Raw genomic sequence first — 19,618 nt, 5'->3', positions numbered from 1 at the left:
CTGCGCCCGGCTTCGCCGCGCTTGCGATCGCCGCGGATCGACGGCGGCGACCCGCTGCTGCGGTTGGCCACCTGGAACGTCAACTCGATCCGTTCCCGGCTGCCCCGCGTCATCGACTGGCTGGCCCGCGCCGACGTCGACGTGCTGGCCATGCAGGAAACCAAGTGCTCGGACGGCCAGTTCCCCACTTTGCCGTTCTTCGAACTCGGCTACGAGGTGGCCCACGTCGGTTTCAACCAATGGAACGGCGTCGCCATCGCCTCACGCGTCGGCCTCGACGACGTACAGATCGGATTCGAGGGCCAGCCCAGCTGGAGCAGCAAGCCCGACGTCGCCGCCGCCGCGGAGGCGCGCGCGCTGGCCGCGACGTGCGCCGGCGTCCGGGTCTGGAGCCTCTACATTCCCAACGGCCGGGCACTGAGCGACCCGCACTACACCTACAAACTCGAATGGCTAGCCGCACTGCATGATTCGGCGTCGGGTTGGCTGCGCGACGATCCAGGTGCGGCGATCGCGCTGACCGGCGACTGGAACATCGCCCCGCACGACGACGACGTGTGGAGCATGGAGTTCTTCACCGGCGCCACGCACGTGTCCGCGCCGGAGCGGCGCGCCTTCGAAGCCATCGAGGCGCAATTCGCTGACGTGGTGCGCCCTTTCACGCCGGGCCCCGGGGTCTACACGTATTGGGACTACACCCAGTTACGGTTCCCGAAGCGACAAGGCATGCGCATCGATTTCATCCTGGGCTCACCGGCTCTGGCCGGACGCGTCATCGACGCGCAGATCGTCCGCGAGGAACGCAAGGGCAAGTCGGCCAGCGATCACGCACCGGTGTTCGTCGATGTGAGGCGTGACGGGCCGAGCGCATGACGGGCCGGCAGCACAGCACGCTCAGGCAATCTTGACGCCGGTTCGCGTTGTCTGCGCGATGACATGGTGGCAGGCTTTGGAAATCAATAGCAACAGCAGGGAGTCATCATGAGTGTCATCGGCGGAGCAGTCCGCGGCGTGAGTCAGGCGGTGAACCGCGCGGCGACCGCGACGACCGCGGCCGCCGGTGCCGTGGGTGGCGCCGCGGTCAACGGAGTCATCGGCGGGGTCACCGGCGCCGCGGAGGGCGTCAAGCGCGGCATGAACAGCGGCAGCCACTCGGCGCCCGCGGCCGCGCTGGCCTTCGGCGCGTTGGGTGTCGCCGGATTGGTGGAGTGGCCCCTGCTGGTGGCGGTCGGCGGCAGCGCCCTGCTGTTGCAGAAGCTGAGCCGCAGGCAGGAGGCGGAGCCCCGCGCGGTCAAGGCGAACCTCAAAGCCGTGCCGGCTGAGTCGGCGGAGTCGGCGCCGCGGAAAGCGGCGCCCGCGAAAAGCGCCGCCAAGTCCACGGCCAAGAAGACGGCCGGACGCCGGCCGGGCGGCGCCGGGCTGCGCAGCACCAACTAGGCGAACAGCCGCCGATCAGCCGGTCGCCTCGCGGTACACCGGCGCGGCCGATTGCGGCAACGGCCGGCGCGCACCGCGATCCTCGGCGTTGGCGGGCCGATCGCTGTGCCGGATCTCGACGATCCCGACACGCCACAACAGCGCATAGAGTTCAAGTAGCGGCACCCTCAGCACCGAAGCAACCGACGAAACTAGCGGATCGCCCCCGGTGTCGGTCATCGTCGACATAAGTCCGACGGTGGACGCGCGACCCAGCGAGACGGGAAACCCTTCGTTACCGAAAGGCAAATGATGGCGGAAAAGAAGTCGCGGCGCGGGACGTCGCAGCGCGATGCGGTGCAGAAGGTCCGCGAGGGCGAAACGTTCGTGGTGAACCTGCCGGCGGTCGGTCAGGTGGATATCCCCCGGCCGGAGCAGTTGGCCTATTTCGGCGGGCTGGCGGCCCTGGCGGCTCTCGAACTCATCGACTGGCCGGTGGCCCTGGTCATCGCCGCCGGACATTTCTTGGCAAGCAACCACCACAACAAGCTGCTGGAGGAACTCGGCGAGGCGATGGAGGAGGCCTGACCGTTCAGCTCGCGGCCGGGCGCCCCGCCACGGCGTCGTCGAATCGCAGGGTGACCCGGGTGCCCGCGGGGGTACGCCGCGTGTCGACGTCGTCGGCCAGTCCGCTCATCAGGGTGAGCCCCCGCCCGCGGCCCTTGCTGCGCAGGCTGGCTGACGAGTCGCCAATCCACCGCCCGGTGTCGCTGACGGTGATCACCACGGTGTCCCGATGCACGAAGCCCTCGACGGACACCGTCTGGCGTCGCTCATCGCGGCTGCCGTGCTCGATCGCGTTGGTGACGGCCTCGCCGATCGCCAACAGGATGTCCGTTTCGCGGCGCGGCACGACGACGACGGTGTTCAGCCATTCCCGCAGCTGCTCGCGCGCGACGGGAATCTGGGCGGGCGCGGCCGGCACCACGGTGACGAAGCTGCCCGCGGCCAGATGGCTCGGCCGCAGCGCGAGCACCACGACGTCGTCGCGATAGCCGGACGGCGGTGCCATCCGGGACAGCAGCTCCGCACAAACCTGTTCCACCGGCAGGCCGGCGCACTGCGAGGCGGCCTCTTGCAGCCGGTCGAATCCGTCGTCGAGTGTCTCGCCGGACCGTTCGATCAGTCCGTCGGTGTAGAGCAGGATCAGCCCGCCCGCAGGCAGCTCGGCCGTGGCGGTGTCACCCGGCGGCCCGCCCGCCGGTCGGTGTCCCGTCACCGACACCGGGGCACGCCGGCCGGACTCCAGATAGAACGCCCCGCCGTCCGGCAGCACCACCAGCGGATAGGGGTGCCCGGCGCAGCTGTAGCTGACGGTGGCGGCGCCGTCGCGGGCTTCGGTGTCGATCTGCGCGTAGGCCACCGTGGCGCAGCGCGCGCCGTCGACGCTGGCGGCGTATCTGTCCAGCGCGCCCAGCACCGCGTCCGGTTGGCCGGCGGTCAGCGCGGAGGCGGCGACCGCGGCGCGCAGTCTGCTCATCACGATCGCCGCGGCCAGGCCGTGCCCGACCACGTCACCCACCGATATCGCGATCCTGCCCGGGTGATCGAGCGGGGTGACCGAATACCAGTCACCGCCGACCCGCATCGCCTCCCCCGCCGGCTGGTATACGGCTGAAACCACGGCCGCGGTGGAGCCGCGATCCAGGTCGAGCAACTGCTCTTGGAAGTCGACGGCGATCTCGTGTTCGCGGGCCATCAGCCGCACCCGGTCCAGGGCCGACGACGTCAGCTCGGCCATGCGGGCGAAGGCATCGAGTTCGTTACCGGTGAATTGGCGCGGGGCCGGCCACAACCAGGCCAGCGCACCCAGGATGCGACCGGAGCCATCCCGCAGCGGATGGCTCACGCAGGCGCGGGTGCTGGCCGCGCTGTCCCGCACGGCGTGCTCGTAGCGCGGGGGGAGCTCGAACGTGTCGGTGACGATCTTCGACTCACCGGTGCGTGCGACGTCGGCACCGATCAGCGGGGCGTCGAGCGCGACGACGTGGTAGCGGTCGCGGAACTCGGCGGGAAGATCCCCGGCGTACTCGAACCGCAGGTACTGCTCGCCGTCGACGACTCCGATCGCGACGGCACCGGCGTCGCCGGAACCGAAGGAGGAGCCCAGCAGGGCGTCCAGGATCGCACCGACCGAGGTGGCGCTTTGCAGCGCCGAGTCGAGGTGCACCAGATCGGAGGCCAGGCCCGACTGCGCCTCGCGTTGCTGCCGATCCCGCTCGCGGCCGATCGCTGACAACCTCGACGCCACCCGGTCGATGAGCTCTTGGGACCGGAAGGGTTTGGGCAGGTAGTCGTCGGCTCCACGGGCGTAGCCCTCGTTGACGGACTCGGTGCCGGCCCGGGCGGACAGCATCAGGATCGGCGTCGCCGCCAATTCCGGGTCCGCGCGGACGGCGGCGACGAATTCGAAGCCATCGAGCCCGGGCATCATCACGTCGGTGACGATCGCGTCCGGGCGCAGATTCCGGGTGGCCGCCAGCGCCGACTCGCCATCGCCCACCTGTACCGTCTCCCAGCGGGTGGACAGCACCCGGTCCAGGTGCGCCCGCATGTCGGCGTTGTCGTCGGCGATCAGCACCAGGTGGCGGCCCGCCCCGGATGCGGCGGCCGGTGCGGCGACCGGCGTCACCCACTGACTGGCCTCGGCCACATACGGATTGGTCTCGTCCGGCGCGGCTGGCGACGGGTCGTCGACGCTGCCCGAAACCGATCGCGGCACCCGGACGGTGACTGCGGTGCCGCGGTCCAATTCGCTCTCGATCTGCACCGTGCCCCCGTGCAGCTCGACCAGCCCCCGGACCAGGGACAATCCGATCCCCGTGCCCTCCACGCTGCGGCCGCGCGCGTTGTCGGCCCGGTAGAAGCGCTCGAACAGCAGCTTCAGATCGTCGGCGCCGATCCCCACCCCGGTGTCGCGCACGGTGAGCTCGCAGTGCGTGGAGCCGGTGCCCACCCGCACCGAAATCGTGCCGCGCAGTGTGTATTTGACCGCGTTGGACAGCAGGTTGAGCACGATCGTCTCCCACATGCCCGGGTCGACGTCGGCCCGCGCCGGTGCGCAGTCCAGCACGAGCTCGAGGCCCGCCCGGTGACACAGCTCGGTGAACGACGACGCGATCTGCGCGGAAAGGGCGCCGACGTCGGTGCACACCAGCTTCGCGTTGGCCCGGCCCGCCTCGATGCGGGAGAAGTCGAGCAGCGAGTCGACCAGGCGCTGCAGCCGCCGGGCGTTGCGTCCCGCGGTGTTAAGCCGTTGCGCGAGAACGCTTTCCGGCGCCGCTTCCGACAGTGCGTCGTCCAGCGGTCCGAGCAGCAGGGTCAGCGGGGTACGGAACTCGTGGCTGACATTGGTCAAGAAAGCGGTCTTCGCGCGGTCGAGTTCGGCCAGCACATCGGCGCGGTGCCGTTGCTGCTCGTAGGACACGATCGATGAGAAGGCCGACGTCAACTGGTCGGCCAGCAGTTGGCAGAAGCCGCGGTACTGCGTGTCGAGGGGACAGCGCGGATTCGTGCCGACGACCAGCGCGCCGGCGGTCGCGCCCTCACCCACGGGCAACACGAGCGCGCAATCCGGGCGGTCGTCGCCCAACACCGCCTCGAGGCCCGGAACTCTCGCGGCGACGTCGTCGATTTCCTGGACGTCGCCCCGAGACCAGGACGCTCGGTCCGCGTCGGTCCACTGGACGAGCGCGTTCGGGAGAACCGCGAGCGCCGACGCCGTGCCGCCCCGCAGTGTGGCGTCGCCTTGAACGTCGGGGACGTAAATGGCGACCAGGGGGAGATCCTCTGGCTGGGTCGCGCATACCTCGACGGTCGCGTGCACCGCGTCGTCAAGGGTCTGGGTTGCCATGACGGCGGACGCGACGGCGTTGAGCACGTGCAGCCGCCGTTCCCCCATCACGCGCTCGGTCGTCTCGGTGACCGCGCAGAAGATCCCGGAAACCTCGCCGCCACCGGCGATCATCGGGCCGTACGTGAAGGTGAAGTAGCGGTCTTGCCGCCGGCCTTGCATGACCATCGACAGCAACAGGTCGCGGGACCAGGTGGCCGCGCCCGTCGCGACGACCCCGGCGAGCATCGGGCCGATCGAGCCCCAGATGTCCCACCACACTTCCCGGCCGGGCCGGCCCAGCGCGGCCGGATGCTTGTCCGCGAGAGCGGATATATAGGCGTCGTTGTAAACGAGGAAGAGATCCTGCGGTCCCAGCCACAGCACGATGGGAAACCGCGACGTGAGCGCGGTCGCCACCGCCGTGCGGAATTCGGCCGGCCACCGATCCGGCGGCCCCAGGGGATGGGCGTCCCAGTCGTATTCGGCGAACCGCCGGCCCATCTCACCGCCCAACGAAACGGCAGCGGCCAGGTCAGCCGGCAGTCGCGAATTCATCACCGTCGTCTTCGTTGCAACGCCGCGGACAGCGTCGGGTAGATCTCGAAGATCTTGTCCAGCTCGGTGACCTGGATCGGTCGCAGCACCTGGTCGTGGTCGGCGACCAGTCGAACCGACGTCCCCGCGGCCTTGCCGCCCTCGTGACAGTCGAGCACGGCGTTCAACGCCGCACTGCCGAAGAAGTCCACCGCCTGCAAGTCGATCACCACCGGCCGGACCGGCCGCGCCGAGGCCAGCTCGACCGCGGTGGTCAGATGAGCGACGAGCTCAGCGACCGTACTGGAGTCGACATCGCCTTTGACGCTCACGATCACTGCATCGTCGAGGGCTTCGTGTTCGACCGCCAACAACTTCGTGCCTTTCGCCGCAGCCAACGATGCGATCTGCTGCCGCGAAGCCCGACGACGCGGTGGGAATGCGCGGATGCGCACCGCAGATGACCAGAGATTAACCTCTACGCGAACTGCTCGTTTGCCGATTCACCGGTTACCCGGTGGGCTCCGGAGGAATCCTCTCGTGCGCGGTGAGCAGCAGGTGGTCGAACTGACTTTGCAGGGCGGCCACCGGTGCCGGCAGGGCGGTGACTTCGACGAGCAGTTGTTTGGCCAGCGCGCGCAGCTTCACGTTGGTCTCCTGCGACCGCCACTGCAGCACACGAAACGCCTGTTCGGCGCTGACCCGGTAGACGTACATCAGCACGCCTTTGGCCTGCTCGATGGCCGCGCGGCTCTCGAACAGGTCCGGCAGCGCGGCGTCGAGCACCTCCTGCCGGGTCTCGTCGAAGGTGTTGGTGAGGTCGATGTAGTAACCCTCGGTGCCCAGCACGGCGCCCGACGTGTCCAGCATGCGGTCGGCGACGACGATGGCGTCGTGCACCGTGCCCGCCGTGTCGATGAACCGGTGCCTGCTGGAGAACGACCCCTCAGACTGCAGCGCGTAGTCGAGCAACTCCTGCACATGGGCGCGGTCGTCGGGATGTTTGTGCGACATCAGCAGTTCGGTTGTCGGCACGACCTCGCCGGGTTGGTACCCGTGCATCGCGGCGACCTCGTTCGACCATTCCCAGCGCTGGCCCACGAACCAGAAGCGGAATGTCCCAATGTTCAGGTATTCGGCCGAGGCCTCCACCGGCGCCACGGATCGCATGCTGCCCCCCTTGGCCCCTGTCGCCTCTGTTCGCCTGCGCTGATGCACGCTTGCATTTTCCACGAAGGGAACGCACTCGGCTACCGTACCGACAGAAAAGGCTGTCAGCCATGCCACTCGGTCCGGGGTGGGGGTAACGTCGCGTGCGGACCCATCCATGCAACGCGGGAGCGCACGCCCGGTGCGCTGAGAGGACGGCTCGGGGCCGTCGACCGTACGAACCTGACCGGGTAATGCCGGCGTAGGGAGATGAAAAATGACCGATGTCCTTTCCGGAACCGCGCCGGGCACCGCCGCGCGCAGCGTCGAACCGGCCGTCACCACCGGCCCCATCGCGGGTAGCAGTAAGGCCTACCGCGAGATCCAGGGGCCGGGCGGAGCCACCCTGCGGGTGCCGCTCCGGCGCGTGCACCTGTCCACCGGCGACGACTTCGACCTGTACGACACCTCGGGGCCCTACACCGATCCGAGCGCGACGATCGATCTGACCGCCGGGCTGCCGGCCCGGCCCGGCGTCGTCCGCGACCGCGGCACCCAGCTGCAGCGCGCCCGCGCCGGCGAGATCACCGCCGAGATGCTGTTCATCGCCGGCCGCGAGGGCATGCCCGCAGAGCTGGTCCGCGACGAGGTCGCGCGGGGCCGCGCGGTGATCCCGGCCAACCACAACCACCCCGAGATCGAGCCGATGATCATCGGCAAAGCGTTCGCGACCAAGGTGAACGCGAACATCGGCAACTCGGCGGTGACGTCCTCGATCGCCGAGGAGGTCGACAAGATGGTGTGGGCCACCCGGTGGGGCGCGGACACCATCATGGACCTGTCCACCGGCAAGAACATCCATGAGACCCGCGAGTGGATCCTGCGGAATTCGCCGGTGCCGGTCGGCACCGTACCGATCTACCAGGCGCTGGAAAAGACCAACGGCGACCCGACCGAGCTGACGTGGGAGCTCTACCGCGACACCGTGATCGAGCAGTGCGAGCAGGGCGTCGACTACATGACCGTGCACGCCGGCGTCCTGCTGCGCTACGTGCCGCTGACTGCCAAGCGGGTCACCGGCATCGTCTCCCGCGGCGGGTCCATCATGGCGGCGTGGTGCCTCGCGCATCACCGGGAATCGTTCCTGTACACCAACTTCGACGAGCTGTGCGAGATCTTCGCCCGCTACGACGTCACCTTCTCCCTGGGTGACGGACTGCGGCCGGGCTCGATCGCCGACGCCAACGACGCCGCGCAGTTCGCCGAGCTGCGCACCCTGGGCGAGCTGACCAAGATCGCGAAATCCCATGGCGTGCAGGTGATGATCGAGGGCCCGGGGCACGTCCCGATGCACAAGATCGTCGAGAATGTGCGCCTGGAAGAGGAGTGGTGCGAGGAGGCGCCGTTCTACACGCTGGGCCCGCTGGCCACCGACATCGCGCCGGCCTACGACCACATCACCTCGGCGATCGGCGCGGCCATCATCGCCCAGGCCGGCACCGCGATGCTCTGCTACGTCACCCCCAAGGAGCACCTGGGCCTCCCGGACCGTAAGGACGTGAAGGACGGCGTGATCGCCTACAAGATCGCCGCGCACGCGGGCGACCTGGCAAAGGGCCACCCGCACGCCCAGGAGCGCGACAACGCCTTGAGCACAGCGCGTTTCGAGTTCCGCTGGAACGACCAGTTCGCGCTGTCGCTGGATCCCGACACCGCGCGCGAGTACCACGACGAGACGCTGCCGGCCGAGCCGGCCAAGTCCGCCCACTTCTGCTCGATGTGCGGGCCGAAGTTCTGCTCGATGCGCATCACCCAGGATGTCCGCGACTACGCCGCCAAGCACGGCCTGGAGACCGAAGAGGACGTCGAGGCCATGCTGGCCGCCGGGATGGAGGAAAAGTCACGCGAGTTCGCCGAGCACGGCAACCGGGTGTATCTGCCTATCACGGCCCAGTAATCACGCAGTGACATTCCTGCCGCTGCCCGCGCCGGGCACGACGCCGCGGCGGGTGCTGTCGATCGCCGGGTCGGACTCCGGTGGCGGCGCGGGCATCGAAGCCGACATGCGCACGATGGCGCTGCTGGGCGTGCACGCGTGTGTCGCGGTCACCGCCGTTACGGTGCAGAACACGTTGGGCGTGAAGAGTTTTCACGAGGTGCCCGACGACGTCGTCGCAGGCCAGATCGAAGCTGTGGTCGATGACATCGGCATCCAGTCCGCCAAGACCGGGATGCTGGCGTCGCCGCGCATCATCGACACCGTGGCCACCACCTGGGGTCGGCTCGGGTTGGCGGTGCCGCTGGTCGTCGACCCGGTGGCGGCCTCCATGCACGGCGATGCGCTGATGGCGCCGACGGCCCTGGATTCGCTGCGCCACCAACTGTTTCCGTTGGCGACGCTGGTGACGCCGAACCTCGATGAGGTTCGGCTGCTGGTCGACATCGACGTGGTGGATGCCGCATCGCAGCGGGCGGCGGCCGAGGCACTGCATGCGCTGGGCCCGCGGTGGGTTCTGGTCAAGGGTGGTCACTTGCGATCGTCCGATCGCAGCTGCGACCTGCTGTATGACGGTGCCGATTTTCATGAATTCGACGCGGGGCGGATCGCCACCGGCAACGACCACGGTGGCGGCGACACGCTCGCCAGCGCCATCGCCTGCGCCCTGGCCCACGGCTTCACCGTGCCGGACGCCGTCGAGTTCGGCAAGCGATGGGTCACCGAATGCCTGCGCGCCGCCTACCCGCTGGGCCATGGTCATGGCCCGGTCTCCCCGCTGTTTCGGTTGTCATGATCGCCCGCCTCCTCGATCAGATCGCCGGCCTCGCGCACGAGCCCACCGGCACGCCCGAAGGAGTCGTGGTCCTGACCCACGGCGCCGGCGGCAACCGTGACGCCGTTCTGCTGCAACAGGTTTGCGATGAATGGGCGCACCGCGGCTGGCTCGCCGTGCGGTACAACCTGCCTTACCGTCGGCGCAGGCCCCAAGGCCCGCCCTCCGGTTCCGCCGCCGACCGGGCCGGCATCGTCGAGGCGATCACGGTGTGCCGCGGCCTTGCCGACGGCCCGCTGATCACGGGCGGACATTCCTATGGCGGCCGGCAGACGTCCATGGTGGTTGCGGCCGGCGAAGCGGCGGTGGACTTGCTGACGCTGTTTTCCTATCCGCTGCATCCCCCGGGCCGGCCCGAACGCACCCGCACCGAGCACCTGCCCGACATCACGGTGCCGACGGTCTTCACGCACGGCACGTCCGATCCGTTTGGCACACCGGACGAATTGCGTGCCGCCGCCGCATTGGTCACCGGGACGACGGCCGTCGTCGAGATCGCCAGCGCCCGACACGATCTGCGATCCAAGGCGTTGAACGTGCCGGCGTTGGCCGTCGACGCAGCGCTGCAGCTGCTCGGGCGGAAATAGACAGTTACAACTGGACAGCTTTAACTGTCTAGTTTAGGGTGTTGTCGTGGATGGCGTCAGCGACTCCGCGGTGAGAGCGGCACGCGATATTCGGGTGGTGTTCAGCCGGCTGCGACGCCGGCTGAAGGAGATCGCGGTCGACGGCCTGACACCGTCGCAGACGGCGGTGCTCACCCGGCTGTGGAAGGAGGGGCCGTCGTCGGCCAGCGTGTTGGCCGGCGCGGAACGGGTACGCCCCCAGTCGATGGCCACCATCCTGGCCGTCCTGGGCCAACGCGGGCTCATCAAGCGCGCGCCGGACCCGAGTGATGGTCGGCGCCAGGTGGTTTCGCTGACACCGGCAGGAAAGATGCGCGCCGAAAGCGACCGCCGCACCCGTGAAGAATGGCTGGCCCGCACCATGCAGGAGCGCTACACCGAGTCCGAGCGGCGCGTCATCGTCGACGCGTTGTCACTGCTCGAGCGCTTGACCGAACAATAGAAGGAAAGGTGCCACTATGGAAGTAGGACTGCACTTCATCGACTTTCTACCGGGAGACCCGGCCACGCTGGGCCCGACGCTGGCCGACGCCGCCAAGGCCGCCGAACACGGCGGCGCCACGCTGTTCACCCTCGCCGACCACTTCTTCCAGATGGAACAGCTTGCGCCCGCCGAGAATCCATTCCTCGAGGGTTACACCTCGCTGGGATTCCTGACGGCCCAGACGACCACCATCGAGCTGGCCCTGCTGGTCACCGGTGTCACCTATCGCCACCCTGGCGTGTTGGCCAAGACGGTTACCACGCTGGACGTGCTTTCGCAGGGCCGGTCGATGCTGGGTTTGGGCGCGGCCTGGTACGAACGCGAGCACACCGCGCTGGGAATTCCCTATCCGCCGCTGAGCGCCCGTTTCGAAATGCTGGAAGAGACGCTGCAGATCTGCCTGCAGATGTGGAGCGCGAACGACGGGGCCTACACCAGCACGCACTACCGACTGAACGAGACGATCTGTGTGCCGCAACCGATTCGGCGTCCCCCGATCCTGATCGGCGGCGACGGCGAGAAGAAGACGCTGCGCCTGGTGGCTCAATACGCCGACATCTGGAACAGCATGTCGAACGACGTCGAGGAGCTCGCGCACAAGATCGAGGTGCTGAACCGGCACTGCGACAAGGTGAGCAGGGACCCGGGTGACATCCGCAAGACCTGTGGCGGCCTGGCCGGCACCGACCCCTTCGACAACACCCACGAATTCCTGAAGACGGTCGAACGCTACGCCGCGCTCGGCGTCGACATGATCAACCTCGGCCCGATGCCCGGCCATCCGGACCCGGTCGGCTTCGTTCGCCGCCTGGGCGACGAGGTGATTCCACGGCTTGCCGAAATCGGTTGAGCGGGTTGATGGTTGGCTAGCCAGGGTAACGCGAGTAACAGGCGTCGGCGTTCCCGGTCACGCCGCCGCGGAACGCCGCGATCCGGGTGAAGCCGGCCGGCACGCTGGTGCCGTCCGCGTCGCTGGCGACCAGATGGTTGGTGAGCAGGCCGGCCACCGCCTCATCGAGATCGCCTGCGGTGAGCAGCAATTCATTGTGGGAGGGTAGATCGATCGGCTCGGCCATTTTGCGATGCGCCACACCCGTCAGGCACGCGGTCCGCAGCGCGGTCCACGGGCTCTGCATCGGCAGGCCCCGCCCGTGCTGCACTGCCAGCGCGTAGCGCGACATCACGACGGACAACGCGGTGTCGTCGCCTTGCGGCAGCGTCTGTTGCTTCTCGTCGGCGACCGCGCCCATGGCGGCGAGGCCGGGCAGGTCGACGGTGATGGTGTTGGTGCCAGGGCAGTAGGACGCCGGCGGGGTCGCCTTGGCGTCCGGGCAGTCGGCCCGCTGGTAGGACAGAGCCGGTGGGCTGGCCGGGGCGAAGATCTTCCCCAGCAACTCCATGAGATTCGACATGGTGTCCTGGTTGATCGGCACCTCACCGGTCTCGGCTCGGCCGGAGTAGTCCACCCGCAAGGCATTTGGCAGATCGCCGCGGCGCTGCTCGATTTCGTTGCGGTTGATCGCCGCGCAGGCCGAGGCGCCGGTGAGGAAACCCATCTGGAAGGCGCTGATGCGGTCCAGGGCCGAACCGTGCGCGTCATCGTTCTCCGTGTCGCTGTCCATGACCGGGTCACGGGTGGTGATGATTCCCGCCAGGACATGGTCGAGCCCGTCGGCGGTGCTCAGCGTGAAGCGTGGCGACTTGCCGTCGGCGACCCAGTACAGGTAGACACCGGCGAAGCAATCGGCCTGCTGCTCGCGGACGATGGTCGCGTCCCGTCTGGTCACCAGCTTGGCCATCTGCTGCAGTGCGTGCCCGAATTCGTGTGCCAGCACACCGGTGACGGACATGTCACCGAAATACTTCTGCGCGATGGGCATGAATTCGCCGCGGTCCCAGGCGATCAGGTTGCACTTGCCGGTGTAGAAGGCGTTTACGAGCTTGTAGGTGTCGTTGTGGCACACGATTGGACTTCGCGGATCGCTCGAGTCGTAGGACACCATCTTGCTGACCGGCACGAATTTGCCCTTCAGCGATTGGTTGTAGACCGACTGCCAGTACTCCTCGATGTCGTTGACCGACAGCAGCCCCAGGCTGTCGATCGGCCCGTTGTCGGTGTTGAGCACCTTGCCTTGGGGACTGGGCGCGTTCGAACGGATTCCGCTGGGCCCGTTGGTCGCGGGCAGACCGCCGACCAGGAAGGGGTCGTTGAGCGTTGACAGGGCGCGCCCGTCGACGAACGTCGTGCAACCGGCCACCAGGAGCATCGCGGCCGCCCAGAGGAGCGCCAACCTGAGCGCGTGGCTATGCATGACCAACCTCATCCCGACCGGCTCCAGGGCAGCATCATTCTAGAGGCACTGGCCCTACCGGGCAGCAGAAATCCAAGGCTCCAGCAAACGTGCTCGGCGGGGAAGTCAGTCAGAACGGCGGTGGGTCCTCGTCGGGTGGGGCGGGGCCGAGGGGGGCGGCTTCGGGTGCGCGGCGGGTGGCTTGGCGGGCCTGGCGGTTGTGGGCGCGTTCGGCCGCGATCCGGTAGGCGCGGTCTTGAGCGCGGGTGCGCCGGCGCCGGGGCATCATCGCGGTGCGCTCAGCACACGGCTCGGCGGGGCGCTCGGCGGGTGGCGGCAGGTCGCCGGTGGGGGCGCACAGGCCGGGGAACAACAGCGCGCTGCCCGGGGTGGTGACATAGGTGGCCCCGGCCGGGGACGTCACGATCAGCGTCCCGTCGGGCAGCTGCTGGTCACGCCAGCCCCCAAACGTTTTCACCAAATGATGCGTACGGCAATAACATTTCAGGTTCGACGCATGCGTCGGACCACCCTGGCCGTGCGGGATCGTGTGGTCCACATCGCAGTCGATGGCCGCCACGTCACAGCCCGGCCACCGACACGTCAGATCCCGGCACCGCACGAAATCAGCCAACGCCGCCGAGGGAAGGTAGCCCGGTTCGGGCCCGTCGTCGCCGGGATGCGCCAACGGGGTCAGCCGCGCGGAGCGCGCCAACTGCGCGACCACCTCGGCAGTGATCAACCCGTCAGCCCCCAACTCCCAAGCCATGCCGCCCCGCCCGCTGATCACGGACTGCTCGGCGATCACATGAATGGTCACCGGGCAGGCGGGCTTGCGGGCCCCGGCCGCACAATCCGCGCGCCCGCAACGGCAGCCCAGCCGGTCAGCCCCGGCCGCCAAGGCGCCCAGCGCATCGGCACGGCGCTGCACCGCGCTGCGCGGGTCGTGCACACACACCGTGGCCGCCAGCGCGGTCAGCCGCCGGTCCAGGGCATGCGCGTCGGAGGCCAACAACGAGCCCGACACGTTGGCGATGCCGTCGTGTTCCTGCCCGATGTAGATCTCGCGGCCACGCTGGCTGTTGCGGCGCCGGCGCACCGCATCGACATCGACCCTGGCCACGATCGCATCCACCATGCCCGACAGCCGCCCCGGCTCATCGAGGGCCAACGGGTCACGTTGGCGGCCACCCCCGCATCGACCTGGGCCAAAACCTGAGGATCCTCGATCAAATCGGTGCGCAGCGCGATGGTCTGAAAATCCCGATAACCGATGTCACCGGCCCTAAACACCGCCGCCACCGCCGGCAGCCGGTAACGCATCACCTGCGCATCATGCAACTGACCACTGGCACCGGCCTGACTGATCCGCAACCCCGCCGCCACCTCGGCAGCCACCGTCACCCAGGTGTCGACCGCCCAGTCCGCCCGCTCACCGATCTCGGCGCGACGCAACTCGAACAACTCCCCGACCGCATCCAGCCGCCCCGCCGCCCGCGCCTCCGCACGCGCACACCCCGCAACCCGATCCAGCAACCACCGCGACCGCCCCGTCTCCGACACCGGATACCACGAACCAATCCCATCGAACATACATTCGGCAATAGCAACGGGGTCCGACACGATCCCCGGGCCGACGTCACGGCACCCGGGTGCGATGCCTCTTGTTGTGCGGCGGCACGCCGTTGACCCCGCCGATGGACCCCCCGTAGCTGCCGACGGCGAACCCGACGCCAGAACCCATGACCGCCAACGCATCCCGGTTGATGTTGTCGACGGTGTCGCGGGGGCTCTGGAAGTTCGGGTCGAACGCCACGCCGGCCTGGCCGCCCCACAGCCGGGCCTGGACTGGCGTTTTCAGCTGCGAGGCCCCGGTGGTCATGCCACCGACGGGCACGCCGGCGACCATGAAGGGGTGATAGTCGGCCCTGGTGTCCAACGGCATGTCCGCGGCCCGCTTCCCCGCGAGGTTCAGGTAGCCGGCCAGGGTGCGTTCGATACCGGCCGAGCCTTCGGGCACGTCCGCGGCGGAGATAGCCGCTCCGGGCGGGCCGGACTGATCGCCGTCGTCGGTGAAGAATCCGGCATTGGGCGAGCCGAGCATGGTGAAGTTCAGGTACAGCGCGATGTCGTTGAGCTGGTCACGATCCATGCCGAACACGTAGTCCATGACGCCGTTGAGCCCGTCCTCGTCGGCGCCCCAGAACACGAACCGCACCGCGTTGTTCACCGGGGCGAGCGGGCCCAGCTGCAGCGCCGTCTCCAGCACGGCGGCCACTCCCGAGCCGTCGTCATTGATCCCGGGCCCGGCGCGCGAGCCGTCCAGATGCGCACCCACCACCACGACGTCATGGGAAGACCCCGTCTTGGTCTGCGCCACGACGTTTCGGGAAGTGATCTTGACGTTTTGCGCATCCAGCACCAGACGTACCGGTGCGGTCGTGCCCGTCAGCGCGGCGGCACCAGAGGCACCCAGCACGGCGACGGGCACCGTCAGCTGCTTGAAATATCCGGTGGTGAACAGCGTGGGCGGAGCTCCCCGCCCGGTGGGTGAACTGAGCACGATCAGGGCGCCGGCGCCCTTGGCCACCGCGCTGTTCTGTTTGTCGACCACCGAACACTGCGCGTCGTCGACGACCGCGATCGCGCCCTTGGGCACGGCAGCCGGGTAATCGCCTGCCCTGCAACCGGACGGCTGCACCGGGCGTACAGGCAGCCCGGTCAGTCCGCCGGGCGGCGTCTGCACCAGCAGTGAGGCCTGGTCGACGGGATAGGTGCGGCCGGCGATGGTCAACGACGGCTTGCCCGAAGACACGGTGTAGAGCCTGTCGAACTGCGGTGTCTGGACGTCGAAACCCTTGTCGCGCAGTGCCTTAGCGACGTAGTCCACGCTGGCGCCAAAGCCCGGCGTCCCGTCGGCGCGGTTGCCGCCATTGGCGTTCGCGATGTTCTGCAGGGCATGCAGGTGCCCCAGCATGCCGTCGGCGGTCACCTTCGTGGCCAGGCTGCGCCCGAGGTCCGGCGCAGCCGTCGGCAGCCCGGGGCGCGTCGAGGAACATCCGACCACCATGGCGGTCAGCAGCAGAGTCGCGCCCAGCCGGGAGATCATTGCTTGACGAGCGCGTGCCGGGTGCGGTCCGCCATGGCGGGCACGCCGTTATGTCCCCCGAGGTCTTGCGCGTAGAGACCCATCGCGTAAGCCACGCCGCCGCCGTTGATTCCCAGCGCGGTTCGGTTGACGTGATCGAGGGTGTCGCCTTTCTGGTGATAGTTCGGGTCGTACGGTTGATCGGCGGTGCCGCCCCACAGCTTGGCCTGATCAGCGGACATCTTGCCCTCGGCGCCGGAGAACAGGCCGCCAGCGGGGATACCCGCCAAGGTGAACCCGTTGTAGTCGGACCGGCCGTCAAACGCGGTGTCCTGCGCGGCCTTCCCGGCCGACTTCAGGTAGGAGACCAGTGTCCGCTCGATACCGGCCGAACCCTCGGGCACCACCGGCTGGCCACGAGCGTCCACGGGCAGCGACTGGTCGCCGTCGTAGGTGAAGTAGCCGGGGTTCGGCGACGCGAGCATGTCGAAATTCAGGTACAGCGCAATGCTTTTCAACGCCGCCAGGTCCAGGGACTCGACATAGTTGCGTGATCCGATCAGGCCGAGCTCCTCCGCACCCCAGAAGCCGAATCGCACCGCGTTGTGCACCTGCGGCGAACTCCCCAGCCGCACAGCGGTTTCCAGCACCGCGGCCACGCCCGACCCGTTGTCGTTGATACCGGGCCCGTCGGGCACGCTGTCCAGGTGCGCCCCCGCCATCACCACGTCGGTGGTCGAGCCGGTCTTGGTCTGTGCGATCACGTTGCGGGCCCGGAAGCTTTGGGCGCTGGCATTGAGCCTGATCGTGGTATGTCCCGGCTGGCCGCGCAGCTGGATCCCCACCGATCTGGTGACGCTCAGCGCCGGGATCTTGACCTCGGTCGCCGGCCCCAGCGTGCCGCCCATCTGTTGCTCGTCGATGTTGTCGGCGATGATCATCGCGACGGCGCCACTCTGTGCCGCGGCTTCCTCCTTCTGGGCGAACGGGCAGGTGCCGCGATCGACCAGCGCCACCGCCCCCCGCAGTGGCAGGTTGGCGTAATCGGAGGCCGCGCAGCCGGGGTCGTTCGGAGGTGCGGCCACCAGCGGCCCGTTCACGCCGTCCGGCCCGGTGCCCAGGCTGAAGTCCAGTGCGTGCGCCTCCACCTCTACCCCGCCGACGGTGAGCACCGGCTTGTCGGCGTGAAACACCCGCGCCGAGAATTCGGGGGTTTGCACGTCGAACCCGCTGCCGCGCAAGACATTTACGACGTAATCAACGCTCGCTTCGTATCCGGGTGTGCCGATCGACCGGGTGCCGTTGTTGGCGTTGGCGATCTCTTGCAGCTTGGTCAGGTGTGCCATCATCGCGTCGGCCGTGACCTTGCCGCGCAATGTGGAGGCGAATTCTGCCGCGGCGGCATCACCGGTTGTTTGCTCCGGGTCGGACGACCGATGGAAGCAGCCGGTTGCGGATGCGGTCAGGGCGACCACGGCGAGCAACGCCGGAATCGTCGTCGATTTGTTCACCATCGAGGCCAAGGTTAGACCGCGCCCGCGGCGGCCCGGTTCAGGACACGGCGGTATCAGACATGCAGGGCGCTGAACGGTGCGATGGGGATGTTGCGCACCACGAACCAGGCCAGCACCAGCGACAGCGTCACGACGGCGGCCCAGCGCCCGTGCTGCCAACTGCGGATCCGGCGACCCACCACGCGGCCATAGGTCCAGGACACATGCGCCCACACCAGCAGCACGACCGCCGCCAGGCCCAGCGCGTTGAACCTGGCGGCCGCCAACAGATTGCCGTGCATGAGCGAATACACCATGCGCAAGCTGCCGCATCCGGGGCAGTCGATCCCCAACAACGCCTTGGTGGGGCATACCGGCAGCGGTCCGTTCGGGGTGGTCGGATCGGCCGCCCAGACGGCGGCGCACATCAGCGTCGTGGATGCGGCCACCACCAGTGGTGCACCCAGATTCGCGTGCGCCGCCCCCCAGCGGGTCACCATGATGACCGGAGGTTCAGAGCATCGCGGCGAGTGCCGCATTGGTGTCCGTGTTCAGCGCACCGCTCGCCGCCAGAACGCCGTAGACGACGCCCGCGACGATGCCGATGACCACCGACCAGATCACCCATTTCTTGGCGCTGTCGGCGGACGCCTGCGCCTCCGCGTAGCGGCCCTGCGCCCACAACCCATTGACCTGGCTCGACTTGACGATCGCCACGATTCCGAAGGGAAGACAGCAGAACAGCGTCGCCAGGATCGACCACACGAGGTGGTTGTTCGGCGCTTGGCCTGCGGGCGGCTGCGGCGGATATCCGGGCGGGGGCGGCGGCGGATACCCGGGCGGCGGGGGCGGCGGTTCAGTCATGGATTCTCCAGTCAAGAGAAGTTAGCTGACGTCAGGCGTTGCCAACCATACCCGAGCGGCCCCCGCTCGGCACCAGCAATGAGAAATTCCGTGCGGCCGACCCAACGACTTCGCCGAAAGTCGCCGATTGCCAAGGCGTTCCACCATGATTCGGGATCCCCGGCGATGACCCACATCGACTATTGCCGGCGGAATGTATTGCTTTACCCGGACATAGCCCTACTATCCATGTGAGAAGCGGCCGTTGAGGAGCCCCTGATGTCAGATTTCAGCCACGGGCGGGGACGAAGACGGCAACGGCGCGCACCGACCGTCGCGCGCAGCGGCGGCGTGCCATTCCCTGTGCCGCAACCGATTCCGCCACCGATGACCGAGAACCGTTATTCCCCTTCTATTTCCAGCAACCGCAGGGAGTCAGGAAAATGTCACATCTGAACACCGCGCTGCGATTCGTTTCGGCGGCGGCGTGCACAGGCAGTCTGGCTTTCGCGGGGATCGGCACCGCGAACGCCGAACCCAACACCGGCACCGCGGCGGACCTGAACACGCTGGCCGCCTCGCTGTCGAAGGGTTACGGCCTGAACAACTGTAAGTCGCAGGAGCTGACGGAGTCCGGTGAGCTCGCCGAACTCGTCTGCGGGCAGAGCCCCGATTCCAGCGGACCGGGCTCCGGCGTCTACGCCCTGTTCTCCGACAGCACCAACCTAGGTGCCGCGTTCAGCTCCACCATCAAAGACGTATCCCTGGCCGCGTGTGGGGACGCCGGGCAGTCACCGGGAACGTGGAAGCAGAACGGCCAGACGGGCGGCCAGATCGCTTGTGGCACTTACAAGAACTATGCGACGTTGACCTGGACCACCGATGCCAAGAATGTGTTGGGCCACCTCACCTCGTCCAACAATGACGTCAACGCGCTCTACCAATGGTGGCGCACCAACGGCTGACGT

The 19,618-nt window shown here is 68.2% G+C and carries 18 protein-coding genes, 1 pseudogene and 1 riboswitch; of the genes and pseudogenes, 9 read left to right on the top strand and 10 right to left on the bottom strand.

What is annotated here, in order from left to right:
• Window positions 1-57: 57 nt before the first annotated feature.
• Together OQ789_RS05395 and OQ789_RS05390 are read left to right on the top strand one after the other, a co-directional pair.
• Window positions 58-873 carry an exodeoxyribonuclease III gene (locus tag OQ789_RS05395; protein WP_324684238.1) on the top strand — a complete coding sequence of 272 codons (816 nt, stop codon included), beginning with the start codon at window positions 58-60 and terminating at the stop codon, window positions 871-873.
• 108 nt (window positions 874-981) lie between these two features.
• A complete protein-coding gene (locus OQ789_RS05390; protein ID WP_324683997.1) occupies window positions 982-1,437 on the top strand; it encodes a hypothetical protein in 456 nt (151 codons plus the stop codon).
• Window positions 1,438-1,452: 15 nt separating this feature from the next.
• Here the strand turns inward: OQ789_RS05390 and OQ789_RS05385 are convergent, their stop codons facing one another.
• Window positions 1,453-1,656, bottom strand: a complete 204-nt coding sequence (locus tag OQ789_RS05385) for an Rv1535 domain-containing protein (protein WP_324684237.1) — start codon at window positions 1,654-1,656, stop codon at window positions 1,453-1,455.
• Window positions 1,657-1,728: 72 nt separating this feature from the next.
• Between OQ789_RS05385 and OQ789_RS05380 the strand changes: the two genes are divergently transcribed.
• Window positions 1,729-2,004, top strand: coding sequence for a hypothetical protein (locus OQ789_RS05380; RefSeq protein WP_324684236.1), 276 nt, complete (start codon window positions 1,729-1,731; stop codon window positions 2,002-2,004).
• A 4-nt stretch (window positions 2,005-2,008) separates the two neighbouring features.
• Here OQ789_RS05380 and OQ789_RS05375 read toward each other — a convergent pair whose 3' ends face one another.
• From OQ789_RS05375 to OQ789_RS05365, 3 genes are all read right to left on the bottom strand, one after another.
• Entirely contained in the window at window positions 2,009-5,866 is a 3,858-nt protein-coding gene (locus OQ789_RS05375; protein ID WP_324683996.1) for an ATP-binding protein, read from the bottom strand.
• Window positions 5,866-6,219: an STAS domain-containing protein gene (locus tag OQ789_RS05370; RefSeq protein WP_324684234.1), complete on the bottom strand. Its 354-nt coding sequence runs from the start codon at window positions 6,217-6,219 to the stop codon at window positions 5,866-5,868. Before OQ789_RS05370 ends, OQ789_RS05375 begins: the two co-directional genes overlap by 1 nt.
• Window positions 6,220-6,355: 136 nt before the next feature.
• Window positions 6,356-7,015: a PAS and ANTAR domain-containing protein gene (locus OQ789_RS05365; RefSeq protein WP_324683995.1), complete on the bottom strand. Its 660-nt coding sequence runs from the start codon at window positions 7,013-7,015 to the stop codon at window positions 6,356-6,358.
• Between the two features lie 154 nt (window positions 7,016-7,169).
• Window positions 7,170-7,280: riboswitch (TPP riboswitch) on the top strand.
• Here OQ789_RS05365 and thiC point away from each other — a divergent pair.
• The 5 genes from thiC to OQ789_RS05340 all read left to right on the top strand — a co-directional run bounded on the left by thiC (window position 7,272) and on the right by OQ789_RS05340 (window position 11,785).
• A complete protein-coding gene (gene thiC, locus OQ789_RS05360) occupies window positions 7,272-8,951 on the top strand; it encodes a phosphomethylpyrimidine synthase ThiC (protein WP_324683994.1) in 1,680 nt (559 codons plus the stop codon). Its footprint overlaps the riboswitch before it by 9 nt.
• A gap of 7 nt (window positions 8,952-8,958) precedes the next feature.
• Entirely contained in the window at window positions 8,959-9,786 is an 828-nt protein-coding gene (thiD, locus tag OQ789_RS05355) for a bifunctional hydroxymethylpyrimidine kinase/phosphomethylpyrimidine kinase (RefSeq protein WP_324683993.1), read from the top strand.
• Window positions 9,783-10,412, top strand: coding sequence for an alpha/beta family hydrolase (locus OQ789_RS05350; protein WP_324683992.1), 630 nt, complete (start codon window positions 9,783-9,785; stop codon window positions 10,410-10,412). The genes thiD and OQ789_RS05350 overlap by 4 nt, the downstream gene beginning before the upstream one ends.
• A gap of 46 nt (window positions 10,413-10,458) precedes the next feature.
• The gene (locus OQ789_RS05345) at window positions 10,459-10,893 is read left to right on the top strand and encodes a MarR family winged helix-turn-helix transcriptional regulator (protein ID WP_324683991.1); all 435 of its coding nucleotides are present in this window, start codon (window positions 10,459-10,461) and stop codon (window positions 10,891-10,893) included.
• Between the two features lie 16 nt (window positions 10,894-10,909).
• The gene (locus OQ789_RS05340) at window positions 10,910-11,785 is read left to right on the top strand and encodes an LLM class F420-dependent oxidoreductase (protein ID WP_324683990.1); all 876 of its coding nucleotides are present in this window, start codon (window positions 10,910-10,912) and stop codon (window positions 11,783-11,785) included.
• Window positions 11,786-11,801: 16 nt separating this feature from the next.
• Here OQ789_RS05340 and OQ789_RS05335 read toward each other — a convergent pair whose 3' ends face one another.
• The 6 genes and pseudogenes from OQ789_RS05335 to OQ789_RS05310 all read right to left on the bottom strand — a co-directional run bounded on the left by OQ789_RS05335 (window position 11,802) and on the right by OQ789_RS05310 (window position 18,671).
• Window positions 11,802-13,247, bottom strand: coding sequence for a peptidase (locus OQ789_RS05335; protein WP_324683989.1), 1,446 nt, complete (start codon window positions 13,245-13,247; stop codon window positions 11,802-11,804).
• Window positions 13,248-13,356: 109 nt separating this feature from the next.
• Window positions 13,357-14,819 (bottom strand): annotated as a pseudogene (locus tag OQ789_RS05330) (HNH endonuclease signature motif containing protein).
• A gap of 46 nt (window positions 14,820-14,865) precedes the next feature.
• The gene (locus tag OQ789_RS05325; protein WP_324683988.1) at window positions 14,866-16,335 is read right to left on the bottom strand and encodes a M28 family peptidase; all 1,470 of its coding nucleotides are present in this window, start codon (window positions 16,333-16,335) and stop codon (window positions 14,866-14,868) included.
• Entirely contained in the window at window positions 16,332-17,828 is a 1,497-nt protein-coding gene (locus OQ789_RS05320) for a M28 family metallopeptidase (protein ID WP_324683987.1), read from the bottom strand. Before OQ789_RS05320 ends, OQ789_RS05325 begins: the two co-directional genes overlap by 4 nt.
• A gap of 53 nt (window positions 17,829-17,881) precedes the next feature.
• Window positions 17,882-18,307 (bottom strand): DUF2752 domain-containing protein, encoded by a 426-nt coding sequence (locus OQ789_RS05315; RefSeq protein WP_324683986.1) that lies wholly within the window; start codon window positions 18,305-18,307, stop codon window positions 17,882-17,884.
• Between the two features lie 13 nt (window positions 18,308-18,320).
• Window positions 18,321-18,671, bottom strand: a complete 351-nt coding sequence (locus OQ789_RS05310) for a CD225/dispanin family protein (protein WP_324683985.1) — start codon at window positions 18,669-18,671, stop codon at window positions 18,321-18,323.
• Between the two features lie 422 nt (window positions 18,672-19,093).
• Between OQ789_RS05310 and OQ789_RS05305 the strand changes: the two genes are divergently transcribed.
• Window positions 19,094-19,615 carry a serine/threonine protein kinase gene (locus tag OQ789_RS05305; protein WP_324683984.1) on the top strand — a complete coding sequence of 174 codons (522 nt, stop codon included), beginning with the start codon at window positions 19,094-19,096 and terminating at the stop codon, window positions 19,613-19,615.
• Window positions 19,616-19,618: the final 3 nt, after the last annotated feature.

The organism is Mycobacterium sp. 94-17 (assembly GCF_035617725.1).
Classification (GTDB): Bacteria; Actinomycetota; Actinomycetes; order Mycobacteriales; family Mycobacteriaceae; genus Mycobacterium.
This window is presented reverse-complemented; position numbering and strand designations above follow the sequence as displayed.